The sequence below is a fragment of the Chryseobacterium elymi genome, assembly GCF_003385495.1.
Classification (GTDB): domain Bacteria; phylum Bacteroidota; class Bacteroidia; order Flavobacteriales; family Weeksellaceae; genus Chryseobacterium; species Chryseobacterium elymi.
Window position 1 is genome coordinate 209,398 of record NZ_QNUH01000005.1, and the last position, 12,632, is coordinate 222,029.

The following is a 12,632-nucleotide window of genomic DNA, read 5'->3' on the forward strand; positions in this document are numbered from 1 at the left end:
ATTATTGTTATATTGTTACACTGCTATACTGTTACATTAAAATAAATTTACTTAAGTATTTCTTTCAGGAATAGCAATGTATGATTCCAGGCTCTTTTGGCCATTACTTCATTATAATCTGGCGATTTCGGATCGGTAAATGTATGTTTTGAATGGGCATAAGTGATGATCTGCCAGTCTGCATTGCCTTCGTTCATCTCTTTGACTAAATTGTTATAATCTTCCGGGGTAACTCCTTGGTCATCTGCAGGATTTTCGACTAATATTTTTGCGGAAATCGGACTGTTTTTTCTGGTCTGATCTTTTCCTATACTTCCGTGGATGGAAACAACGCCCATTACCGGAAGACTTCCTCTCGCAGATTCCAAAGCTCCCGTTCCGCCGAAACAGTATCCGATCACGGCAATTTTATCAGCAATTGCTCCATTCTTTCTCAGTTGTTCTAAAGCCAGGGAAATCCGTTTTTGATAAGCATCATAATTCTGTTTATAATATCCGGAAGTTTTGCTGGCAGAAGCATTGTCAGCCGGAATATTTCCTTCACCGTAAATGTCAGCAATAAAGGCAATATAACCTTGCTTTTCAAGATCGGCAGCAGCAGTTTTAGCTTCATCGTCGATCCCTTTCCAGGCCGGAAGGATCAGGACACCCGGAAGTTTTTTTCCGGCATTCGAAGTGACTAATCCGTTGAGTTTCTGAGAACCGTCCTGATAGGAAACAGGTTTTAATTTTTGACTAAAAACGGTTCCTGCACTTATCATGCATGCTGTTAATAAAAGGTTGCGTATCATATTCTGTAATTTAGTAAAGAAGGATTTATTATGAATTCACCTAAGTTCGCGATAAAGATTAAACGCAATGATAAACAAGGCTTTTACAAAGCATTCAGCTGATTTTTAAGATAAACAAAAGCCGTATCACTGTATATTTATTGTATTACCTTTCTGAATAAATCCTTATTTTCCTTATTGACATGCAAGAAAATTTACTTTGTCTGCCTTTGCGATAAGAATACAATTGTTTTCAGGCATTTTCTTATTCCCGAATTCAGGTGAATTAAATCCTCAACTAAATTACAGAAATAACTTATATTGAGGATGAAAATATTGTAAAAACAAAGATGATCAGAGCTGGATTCCCAGATCTGCCAACTCTTTTTCCAGATCAGTATCCGGGTCTATTTTAATGGTCATAAATCCAAGTGAATTGGCCATTTCGATATTTTTAAGATTATCATCGATGAAGACAGATTCGCTGGCCTTAAGATTATATCTTTCCAGCAGAACATGCCATATTCTTGGATCTGGTTTGATCATTTTTTCCGCTCCCGAAACCACGATCTTTCCGTTAAAAAGCTGGAAGAAGTCATAATTTTCCAGTGCATAAGGAAAAGTTTCCTCAGACCAGTTCGTCAGCCCGAACAATTGATAATTTGTATTTCCTAAACGTCTTAAAATCTCTACGTTCTGCGGAATATCACTTTTCAGCATCACGGTCCAGTTATCATAATAAGCTCTGAGCTCTTTTTCCCATTCAGGGAATTTTTTCACCTGGATATTGGTGCCTTCTGCCAGGCTTCTTCCGCGGTCCTGTTCTTCATTCCATTCCGGCTGGGCAATGTTTTCAAGAAAGTATTCCATTTTTTCATCATCATTGAAATAATCTTTGAAAAAATATCTGGGATTCCAATCCATTAGTACGCCTCCAAAATCGAAGATGATATTCTTAATTTCCATATATGTTTTAAACTTTTTTAATTTTATTTAACCACAAAAGTCGCAAAAGTTTTTAATTTTAAACACTTTAAAGCACTTTAGTTTTAGCAGGCTGAAAATAATAAGATCATATAAGGAGAAAATCAGAGATTTTCATGAAAATTTAAGTGTACTTCTTTGCGCAATGTATTCAACTTAAATACACTTAAGTGTTTCAAAAGCTTTTGTGACTTATATGTATTTTTTTAATCCACCCCGTCAAAAATTCTTTAAATTTTCGCCACCCCTCCAGTGGAGGGGAATGTGATCCCGGTCAATTAAAAATTGGTGGTTAGAAAGTTTACTCCGGTTTATAAAACTGATACTGCCCGTTTTCATAATACGCATTGATGTGCTGCAGGCCATTGGTCAGGATAATTTCTTTCGCTCCGATAATGGAATTGTACCGCGCCGTCTGTTCAAATGTTTTCTCTGTAAGCTTAATTTGGGGCGCTTTGCATTCAATCAGGATAATGGGTTCTGTTTTCTCGGTAACCAGCAGGTCGATTCTTTTGGTAAGGCCGTTCAGAAGGATCTTTTTTTCGGTAATAAGAGCGGACGGAGAATAGGCCTTTACGGTAAGATAATAGTGTACCCAGTGCTGTCTTACCCATTCCTCGGGGGTAAGGAGAAGATAAGTTTTACGGATCAAGTCATAAATAAAAAACTTATCTTTGTCTTTCTTGAATTTAAAATCAAAAGTTTCCTGAAAATTCAGTTTTGGAAGTTCCATTAATAAGATGAAAGAATTAGATTTAATCCTCAAAAATATTAAAAATAAAGAAGTTTTACCTATTTATTTTTTCCACGGAGAAGAACCCTACTTTATTGATGCTGCCGTAAAAGTGCTGGAACATGACTTTCTGGAGGAAGATGAAAAAGCTTTTAATCAGACTGTGGTGTACGGAAAAGATACTTCCTATCAGGAAATTCTTTCCCTGGCAAGACAGTTCCCGATGATGGGGGACAAGCAGGTGATCATCGTCAAGGAAGCTCAGGATCTGAAGTTTAATGAAGAGGAAAACAGGGTTCTGGAAACCTATGTTGAAAATCCCGTACCGTCTACCGTGCTGGTTTTTGCTCATAAGCATAAGAAATTGGACAGTAGGAAAAAGGCGACAAAAGCTTTAGACAAAGCAAAAGCACTTTTCTTAAGCGAATCGGTAAGAGATTCCAATCTTCCCAAATGGATCGCAGACGAATGCACACAATTGAAAATCAAAACGGCTCCGAATATTGCCCACCTTCTTGCAGAATATCTCGGAAACGACCTTTCAAGAATTGCCAACGAGCTGAACAAGCTAAAGATCATCCTTAAAGAAGGCGAAATCCTGGACGGAACGATCGTAGAAAATCATATCGGAATCAGTAAAGAGTACAATGTTTTTGAGCTTCAGAAAGCTTTAGGAACCAAAAATGCTGATGCCGCTTTCAGGATTGCCCATTTTATGGGTAAAAATCCAAAAAACAACCCATTTGTCATGATGTTGGCCAATCTGTACAGCTACTTTTCCAATGTGATCATTTACCAGACCATGACGGGACAGCCTCCACAGGTTATTGCTTCGCAGATGGGGGTTAATCCTTATTTTATCAAAGATTATGCAGAAAGTGCAAGATTATATCCTTTAAAACATGCTACAAGGGTCATTTCTATTTTAAGGGAGTTTGATATGAAAGGGAAGGGGCTTGGCGCAGTTAATATGGGAGAAGCTGAACTGATCAAGGAGCTGGTGTATAAGATTATCAATGTGGATAAGATTAAGATGAAGGTGTAATGAAGTGGAGTGGGAGAGTAAGAGAGTTTAGGATTGGAGAATAAGCGAACAATTCATCGACAGTTCACATATTTGATATTGACAAGTATCATTAAAAATACTTTAATAAAACATTAAAAATTACGAAATTAGCGGACTGAATTAAAATCTTTTTGAACAAAGTAAATTTATGGAACAAAATATTTTAGATTGTGTGATCGTTGGATCCGGACCTTCTGGTTTCACAGCGGCAATATATGCAGCAAGAGCAGACTTAAAACCTGAGCTTTATACAGGTTTGGAGCCGGGCGGACAATTAACAACAACTACGGAGGTGGATAACTTTCCAGGATATCCGGCAGGGATTACAGGACCTGAAATGATGATGGACCTGCAGAAGCAGGCAGAAAGATTCGACACTAAAGTTCACTATGAAATGATCACCAAAGCTGAATTCTCTAAGGAAAACGGTGGTGTTCACAAATTATATGCAGGAAATAAGGAGATTTTGGCTAAAACAGTGATTATCTCTACAGGAGCTACTGCAAAATATCTGGGTCTTGACGATGAGAAGAAATATGCAGGTGGCGGTGTTTCTGCATGTGCTACGTGCGACGGATTCTTCTACAGAGGAAAAGACGTGGTAGTAGTAGGAGCAGGAGATACAGCGGCAGAAGAAGCGACTTATCTTGCAAAGCTTACGAGAAAAGTAACGATGCTGGTAAGAAAAGATGTGTTCAGAGCTTCTAAAGCAATGATCCACAGAGTAGAAAACACGCCGAATATTGAAGTGAAATTCAATCATGAGCTGATTGGTATTGAAGGTGAAAACAGCCTTGTAGAAAGAGCTGTGATCATCAACAATCAAACAAAGGAAATCTCTACCGTTGATGTAGAAGGTATCTTCATAGCCATTGGACACAAGCCGAATACAGATATTTTCGCAGGACAGATTGATCTTGATGAAAACGGATATATCCTTACTGAAAAAGGATCTACAAGAACGAATCTTCCGGGAGTTTTTGCTGCAGGAGATGTTCAGGATCATATCTACAGGCAGGCAATCACCGCTGCGGGAAGCGGATGTATGGCGGCTATGGATGCAGAAAAATATCTTGCTGAATTACATTAATATTCAGTTTGTTATCATACAAGCGTACCCGGTGGGTGCGCTTTTTTTGTTGTATTTTGGCTTCTTTTTTACCACAAAAGTTACAAAAGCTCGTTAAACACTTAGCTACTTTAAGTAAAATCCTTAAATTTAAATCCCAATCAAAAAAAATAATATGCACAACAAAATTATAAAAATAAAACACGTCACAGGAACCTACACTATTGATATTCCGGATGGAAGATTGAATGAAATGCAAAGCCAACTGGACAAATGCCTGAACGATGAACAGGCGGCCATTGTAGTGAAGGGAGAAAATGGGGATCAGTTTGTGTATCCATCAGATCTTATAAAAAACAGTTTTATTGCCATAGTAGACAGGGAAGAGGTTAGGGTGTTCTAGAAAAATAATTTGTCTGATTTTAAGTCTATTATTAAGTTTCGTTAAAATTTCTTCCGGAAAAGTTTTGCAGAACTGTAAAATCGTTTTATATTTGCACCACTGAAAACAACGGTATAGCCGTTATTCAGGAGAGATGGCAGAGTGGTCGATTGCGATAGTCTTGAAAACTATTGACTGTAACAGGTCCGGGGGTTCGAATCCCTCTCTCTCCGCAAGGTCAGAGGCCAAAAATAAGCTAAAACGCTGTAAACATCAATGTTTACAGCGTTTTTTGTTTTTGCGCTAGTATCAAAAAAAATCAAAAAAGGTCATGATTTATATGACCTTTTTCGGATCAAGAGCAAAAGTTGGGGGCTAAGCAAAAAGATTCGCTAATCTGAAGAGAAAAAATGTTCTGTCTTTCACGCCTCTGAGTTGCATCCTGAATTTTTAATTTTAGCATTGAAAGATTCAGCAGCAGCATTGGTGCTTCTTTTAATGGTTTGTCAATTTTATTTTTGACTGTGCCATCTTGCACTATTTTTTTAGAGCAGGATTTATTTGGATAGATTTAAAGCCTGCTTTGGATATACTTATTTCCACGGGTGTAAACATGCTTGTGATGAACCTTTTCCCTGCGAAATTTATAGTATTATAGGATTAAATATTAATCCTTTTATGTGACCATACATCTGCGTGTTCAGAGTTAAATGCACTCAATTTTTTAGTAAGATGTTGTAATCTATCATTTAAAAAAAACATAATCAAATTATGTTTTTTTGTATCTCTAAAATCTCCAAAGTCTATTTTTCCAGCAAGTAAGTATCTTCTTGCTTTTGATATAAACTCCTTGTGCTGGGAAATTTCTGCAAGATCTGCCTGCCTTTCATTCAAGGATTGTCTTCTTGCGGGGAATTTGGATCATTTGATGATCCGCCAATATGGGTTTGAAAGAGTAAAGTATGTTACGAATAAAGTATGACCTACCCATAATGGGATATGTTTTGCTGGTAAGCGAACCATATCACCGGAAATATCAGTTTCTCCCGGGAGTGAAAATTTCCAGCAAGGGGGGAGGAGGTGATCTTCAGAGTATAGAAAAACATTCAATGAAGAATGTATTAAATTAGAGGTCTTTCATTGAATTCAGCCATACAAAGAAATCTATTTCTGTTGAAAGATTTAATTTTTTGCGTAGGTTATACCGATTACTTTCGATTGTTCTTATAGATTTAAAAGTATATTCTGCTATCTCCTTATTTGAAAAACCAAGAGAAATGTAAGCGGAGAGGGAAATTTCCGAAGGCTTAAGATTTGGATTGATCTTTAAAATCTTATTGTAAAATTCTGGATAAACTTCCTGAAATCTTTTCAAAAAATGCGGATTATTTTCCTTTGCGAGCTCAAGTATCTCATTGAAGGACGTATTGGCTTTTTGCTTTAATTCTATGGCTTCCTTTTCTTGTAGTATTATTATATTTTCTTTCTCATTTAATACATCTTGTGTTTTTCTATATACTTTATGATTTTTCTTTTTTTCTTTAAAATAATAATTTAGAGCAACTACTGACAGAGCTAGAACAATTAAAACTAAAATAAATATATAATTTCTGATTTTTGTATTCTTTTTTTTATTTTCTATATTCAAAATATGCTTTAAAGCATATTCAGTACTTTTTTTATTCTTTTCAAGAATTCTAATGCTTACTTGTGAAAACTTTTCCAAATATTCTTTTGATTTGGTATAGTCTCCAAGAATATCATAAATTTCAGATATATTTTTATAAACCACGCTAATATTATTGTCTTTGTCATGAGGTAGTTTTTCTAATTCGTTTACCGCCATCATATAATAGATCAAGGCTATTTTATAATTTTTTGCGAGAAAATAATAGCGTCCTTGAAGAATATTGTAATCGATCATCAAGTAACCTGGATCATATTTTTGCATAATGTCATATGCCTTTTGAAGGTAGAATTTTGCGGAATCTTTATCATTTTTCAATTCAAGATAATTGCCCCCCATAGCCAAATAGGAAAAGTACAGGTCTTCATACACATCTTTTTGTGGACATTCTTCATATATTCCTGTCGATATTCTCATGTACTTCTCAATGGAATCAACATATTCAGGCTCATAATCGAAGCTTGTACCAATGTAAAAATATGTCGCGGCCCGTCGTTTCTTTAAATCAACATCTCTTGTTTCTTTTGGTATTGTATTGAGTATTTCCGTAAAACTTTTAATAGCCTGGTCTTTAAGGTTCAAGTTAGAATATACAAGTCCAACTATTTCTTGAAGATCTAATTGCATCTTAAGATCGGACCTGATATAGTCTTGATCTAACGCCATGTTAGCATAGATTAAACTCTCGTTGAAAAGTCCTAGACGTAAGCAAGTTGTCGCTAATTTTTGATAGGAATTAGCTATCTGTTTCGAGTTATTAGCCCTGACGGCCAATTGATTTGCTTTTTTAGCATATTCCAGTGCTTTTAAATATTCATATTTGTAGTATGATCTATCATATTTATCAATATAAGTAATGTAGGAATCTGAATTACTCTTTTGCGCAAAGACAAGTCCAGAAAAAAAACAGAAGAATAAAAATAAGATAGGTACTTTCATAGCAATTCTGAGATTTTTTTTCAAATTCATTTGTTGCAAATATAGTTCTTTAAAATTTCGCTTTACCTTCTACTGTTTGTTCTTAATTGATTTTTATATCAATCATATAGCATTTTATTTGCAAACAATGTATTATTAAAAAATAACTAGTACGACCAACAAGGTGCAATACAAATATTGAGATTGAAGACTTTCTCATATATTTATACTATGGCTAATGTTAATAATATTTGCAATAACCCAAAATCAGGGCACTGGCAAATACAGTGGAAACTAAAATATGTTATTATTTATTTCGATTTCTTCCAATTATAATTTTATTTTTAGCCTATCAAAAGAAGCCGTCTAAGAAGACAGCTTCAGACCAAAATTAGTACATCAAGTAGTTCTTACCAATTGAAATTTAGAACATATCCGCAAGCATAAGGATTTGTTTAGATTAGACAATCCTGAAGTTGTATTTGCCTTTAATTCTTTTTCAAACAATACTTATAAATGAAAGAATAAAATCAGCATAACACATAGCGTAATCTTGCAAACGTTTTTATGCCAATCTTTAAAAGTAATATCACAAAGGCATATAGGTTATAAAAATTGTAGACCCTGAACTTGTTTTATAAGTTGTATTTCCTGGTTTCAAACATGCAGTTGATACACGTATTTCAGCTCCTGAATCCAGAATCACACTTCGAGTAATTGAAGTTGTCCCACTACCACCATTCCAACGATCTCCAATTCTGTTTAATGACTTATTTCCAGTTTTTAGAGCTGTGATGCAACCTACAGTACCATTATCTCCAATCGCAATATCTTCAAAAATTGTAACTAAATCAACCGTATACACGCCTCTCTTTTTCACACGGTAAGTGGTATTATTCAATTTTTCAATGTAGTCGGTGTAGATTCTATCAGGTTCTCCTTGAAAGGCCAAAGGTCTGTGTGTATTATCTGTACTATGAGTAACAGTATTACCTGTAGTATCATACAAGACAAAAGAACTAGCTGGAGGAAGTGAACTTTTCTTGACAATCCCGTCATTGTCTATTACCAGTATTTTATTGTCATCTACATTGCCATTGGGCACATTCCTCAGACGTGCCGTTCCGGCGATATCGAGTTTTTGTGTGGGCGTCGCCACGCCAATGCCAACTGAACCGTTTCCTGCAAAATTCAGATTATTTCCGCCTAACGTTACAGTCCTGTCCCCGGACAAACTTCCGTTGTTGGTGTAGATATTTGTGTTGGTGTCAATCTCGGATCTAAGGGTGGAGGAAGATACCTTCTTACCCGTTCCGTCACTTCTCAAAACCATTATTCTGTCTGTCGTATCGATGGCTGTCTCTAGAGGCACATTTCTAAATCTTACGTTCCCGCTTGCATCCAGTGTTTCAGTGGGTTCAATTGTTCCCAGTCCAATTCCAACATTCCCGGCATCCGTAACTGAAAATTGTCTGAAGCCATTCACATTCGTAAATCGGACTATAGGTTCCGTTGAATCTATGTTACGTACAGCCAAAGCCGCATTTTTACTGTTGGTTGAACTTGACCCGATGACAACTTTACCTTTTATACGGGAATCTCCGACAACCTCCAACTTTTCCACAGGATTGGCGGTAGTTCCAATTCCGAAATTCCCCGTTCCGGTGAATGCCAGATTAAATCCGTTCAGGTTTGCATTACGGTTACCTGTCAGGCTGCCATTATCCTTATAGATGCTAATGTCATCACCACTTCCGACTGGTGATTCGGAAGAGAATCTGATCCAGATATTTCCATCAAAATAATAGTATCCTTCCTGAGTGACGTTCACGGTTTTGATGGTGGTAGGATTTGCCGCGGATGTTGCATAGATAATAGCTCCCTGCAGTTGGCTCGTATAAAGCCTGTCTTTGGCTTTCAGTTCATTTCCTGTTAGTCTTGGAGCAATAATACCATCAGTCTTGGTAGGATCAGAGGCAGATGAGCTGACGTCTAATGTGGCATGTGGATTTTCTGTATTTATACCAACTTGGGAGAAAACCAAAGAAGAGGTAAATGCAGATAAGGCAATAACGTATTTTTTCATTTGTGTAAAAATTTATGTTGTTTTTATTGTGTTCTTTTTTTTAAAATAGCCCCCAAGACAAAGAATAATGATCTATCCAACAAGTATGTTGTTGATGGAAAAATTATTTGAATCTTTTTGGCATTTTTTTTCAGAAATAATCCGGCTGCAAATGACCAAATTTCTTCAGTCAAGTACAAAAAAACAACTACTTAACGACTACTTTATTTCTTTAAACAATTGATTATGAGTATTTAAATATCAAAACATATACAGAAATCTATTTTTGGTAAAAGATTTACTTTCCAAATAGGTTATACCATTGGACTTCAATTGTTCTAATTGCTTTGAAAATTCTTATTTGAAAAAAAAACTTAAGCACAAAGAAAAAATTACGAAGGCCTTGTTTTGAGGAATCCAAAGAAACTTTTAAAAGATCCTGAAAAGTTCTTTTTAGAAATGTTTGGTTATCCAAAGTGTTGGAAATTGTCATTGCTTAACCTTAAAAAAAACAGAACTCGGGATGAATCTATCCCGAGCTCTGTAACCTTTTGGCTAATTAAAGTGCCAATATGAATTTTGTGATAATTATTAGTTTTTATCTGAGCAAAATGGAAGCCCGGATTGCTCATAGGATGGATCCGTTTTTAAGATAATAATATCCGGGCTTTGCTATTCTTTTATGTAATTGCATTTATTAATAGTTATTGCGCAATACACTTTACATTAAATGCTCTATTACCAGCCTGCATTCCACCCCCGAGACCTGATTGACCAAAAGAAGCAGGTTTTGTATTATAAGGTTTTACATTACCTATAGTGCTTGTGTAATAAGCCCCCCCTTGACCTCTTCCTTGAAGATTTCCCGGACCATTTACTGTTCTAAATCCTCCTGCAGGAAAAGTAACTTGTACACTTCCACTTTTGAAAATTGTAGCATTATTATAATTATTATCATTTGCACTCCAGTCATTCCCATAGGCTTCCAGCGTTGTATTTGCAGCTAATTCCTGAAATTCCGTTAAAGTAGGTAAACGAAATCCGGAAGGACAAGGATCATAAGTTGTATTTTTTACAGGTGAGGTTTCTGTACCTGTATTCCATCTTTGAGTAGGATTTGCTGGTACAGGCCAGGTAGTATCAAAACCTGTTATAGGACCTGGAGAAGTATATCCAGTAGCAACTACCGCATTTCTTCCATATTGATAGTAATTACCAATCAGAGCTTGTGATTGAGGATTGGCATTGGGATCTAGGTTGGTATTCGCTCCTAGGTTATGCTGCATCCATATTTGTCCACAAATCCTTACTGATTTTTGTCCGTTATGTATTATGTAATCATTATTTATACAAGCTGTTGGTGTTGCTGTTACAGTTACAGGTTTTGTACAATTTTTATCAGCTAAATTGACGGTGATGTCCATATTTCCACTAGTGGTTGGAGTTCCGGTTACACTATAAACTATATCCGTTACTAATCCTCCTGTAAAAGTACCTGCCGAACGGGAAAAAGTGAGTCCGTTGGCTGTGAAGCTCTCCCCGGGATAGGCTGTCCCATCATAAAAACCTCCGGAATTTGTAAAATACTTTATGGTATAAGTTCCAGTGTAAGTTTGGCCTGCTATCAGATTGTCAGGGTTTAAAACCGGTTGGTATGCCCCTGTGCCACAATATAAAGTAAGCCCTGTTATCATACCGACATTCAATGATGTACACGATTGTCCGCCAATGATTAGTTCGGTGATTATTATACTACCTGTTGAATCAGGAATCCCTGAGACATTGTAAATAATTTCGCCATTTCCTACAGAAAAATTACCTGCACTGCGTGTGAATGTAAGTCCTTTTACAGTAAATGTATCTGCATCATATGATCCCCCATTACCACCTGTATACGGGATTCTTAATACGCCAGAGTAATTTTCGCCCACAAACAAGTTGGCTGGATTTAGCTTTGCATTGCAGTCCAGGGAAGTTACCGTCCCGATAGTAGATGAAGACGGCTCCACAATACGGGTAAAACTACAACTTCTACCTCCTATATTGAGAGTAAATAATGCATTGCCAGCTCCTGATGGAGTGCCTGTAATCTGAAGGACTAGATTTCCAGAACCATTGTTGAAAGTTCCGGCCTGTAACCCTGCGACCAATCCCGTAACTCCTGTAGAATTGATTGCCATGGCAGAATATGATCCTCCATTTCCTCCTGAGTATGGAACACTTGTTTCTATTCCAGAACTGTATACTGTACCATTGTAAATAGTTCCAGAATGAGTAGCCGAACTGCATTCCAAAGATAGAACTGTCCCCTCATTTTCAACTGGAAGACCAAGGCAGTTGGACCAAGCATCAGCCTGATAGGCACGTACGCATTTCTTAGTAGTGTCGTACAGTATCATCCCATTTTGGGGAGAAGATATATTATTCTCAGGATTTTCCACTCTATTTAGATATAGAGCTTTATTGTTGGAGCCAAGTTCTAGATCTGAACTTGCATGTGGTGTTTCTGTCTTGATTCCTACCTGTCCGAACATCATCAAACTTACTCCATAAGCTAAGACGATAAGCATTTTTTTCATCAAAATAAATTTTTAAAATTAGTATTCAATTTTATGCAGTCCAGAAATTTATCACGAAACTAATTCGTCTAACTCTTGACTTTAATACTGCAAAACTATGATGATTAAAAGGTGTTATCCTAAACTTACATTGGCAGAATTCTGGAAATATGCAAAAACTTAAAATTTAAAACATTGATTTTTAGCTATTTATTTATTTTTTAATTTTTGCTGTTCTCTCAATTTAGAAAGGTCGTAGTCTGATTTAAAGATGCACTTCTAATAGAAATAAACATTTTATCTTCTTCCTGAGCTATGAAACGATATATACATTCATTACAAAGAATACCAAATATGATTTTCAATATTGTTGTCATAGTGTGCATAGGGCGATTCCCAA

General features: G+C 36.2%; 11 protein-coding genes and 1 tRNA gene. 5 read left to right on the top strand and 7 right to left on the bottom strand.

Translation table 11 applies throughout. The annotated features are described in order from the left end of the window. Positions 1 to 47: 47 nt before the first annotated feature. The 3 genes from DRF60_RS07865 to DRF60_RS07875 form a co-directional block, all read right to left on the bottom strand. Entirely contained in the window at positions 48 to 791 is a 744-nt protein-coding gene (locus DRF60_RS07865) for a dienelactone hydrolase family protein (protein ID WP_116011547.1), read from the bottom strand. A gap of 333 nt (positions 792 to 1,124) precedes the next feature. Beyond that, positions 1,125 to 1,736, bottom strand: a complete 612-nt coding sequence (locus tag DRF60_RS07870; protein WP_116011548.1) for an HAD family hydrolase — start codon at positions 1,734 to 1,736, stop codon at positions 1,125 to 1,127. A 319-nt stretch (positions 1,737 to 2,055) separates the two neighbouring features. Next, positions 2,056 to 2,487 carry a type I restriction enzyme HsdR N-terminal domain-containing protein gene (locus DRF60_RS07875; RefSeq protein ID WP_111957522.1) on the bottom strand — a complete coding sequence of 144 codons (432 nt, stop codon included), beginning with the start codon at positions 2,485 to 2,487 and terminating at the stop codon, positions 2,056 to 2,058. 7 nt (positions 2,488 to 2,494) lie between these two features. On the opposite strand from DRF60_RS07875, the gene holA reads away from it, so the two are divergent. From holA to DRF60_RS07895, 4 genes are all read left to right on the top strand, one after another. Next, entirely contained in the window at positions 2,495 to 3,532 is a 1,038-nt protein-coding gene (gene holA / locus DRF60_RS07880) for a DNA polymerase III subunit delta (protein WP_116011549.1), read from the top strand. Between the two features lie 169 nt (positions 3,533 to 3,701). Beyond that, positions 3,702 to 4,643, top strand: a complete 942-nt coding sequence (trxB, locus tag DRF60_RS07885; protein WP_116011550.1) for a thioredoxin-disulfide reductase — start codon at positions 3,702 to 3,704, stop codon at positions 4,641 to 4,643. A 154-nt stretch (positions 4,644 to 4,797) separates the two neighbouring features. Further along, entirely contained in the window at positions 4,798 to 5,025 is a 228-nt protein-coding gene (locus tag DRF60_RS07890) for a glyceraldehyde-3-phosphate dehydrogenase (protein ID WP_116011551.1), read from the top strand. A 127-nt stretch (positions 5,026 to 5,152) separates the two neighbouring features. Further along, positions 5,153 to 5,237, top strand: a tRNA-Ser gene (locus DRF60_RS07895). A gap of 427 nt (positions 5,238 to 5,664) precedes the next feature. Here the strand turns inward: DRF60_RS07895 and DRF60_RS20995 are convergent. Continuing rightward, entirely contained in the window at positions 5,665 to 5,898 is a 234-nt protein-coding gene (locus DRF60_RS20995; protein WP_123902657.1) for a hypothetical protein, read from the bottom strand. A gap of 68 nt (positions 5,899 to 5,966) precedes the next feature. Between DRF60_RS20995 and DRF60_RS21105 the strand changes: the two genes are divergently transcribed. Next, entirely contained in the window at positions 5,967 to 6,134 is a 168-nt protein-coding gene (locus tag DRF60_RS21105) for a hypothetical protein (RefSeq protein WP_157967941.1), read from the top strand. Here the strand turns inward: DRF60_RS21105 and DRF60_RS07905 are convergent. The 3 genes from DRF60_RS07905 to DRF60_RS07920 all read right to left on the bottom strand — a co-directional run bounded on the left by DRF60_RS07905 (position 6,131) and on the right by DRF60_RS07920 (position 12,253). Continuing rightward, positions 6,131 to 7,630, bottom strand: coding sequence for a tetratricopeptide repeat protein (locus DRF60_RS07905; RefSeq protein WP_157967942.1), 1,500 nt, complete (start codon positions 7,628 to 7,630; stop codon positions 6,131 to 6,133). The genes DRF60_RS21105 and DRF60_RS07905 overlap by 4 nt on opposite strands. Before the next feature lie 568 nt (positions 7,631 to 8,198). Then, positions 8,199 to 9,695 carry a hypothetical protein gene (locus DRF60_RS07910; RefSeq protein ID WP_116011553.1) on the bottom strand — a complete coding sequence of 499 codons (1,497 nt, stop codon included), beginning with the start codon at positions 9,693 to 9,695 and terminating at the stop codon, positions 8,199 to 8,201. Positions 9,696 to 10,378: 683 nt separating this feature from the next. Further along, entirely contained in the window at positions 10,379 to 12,253 is a 1,875-nt protein-coding gene (locus tag DRF60_RS07920) for an autotransporter outer membrane beta-barrel domain-containing protein (protein WP_116011555.1), read from the bottom strand. Between the last annotated feature and the right edge of the window lie 379 nt (positions 12,254 to 12,632).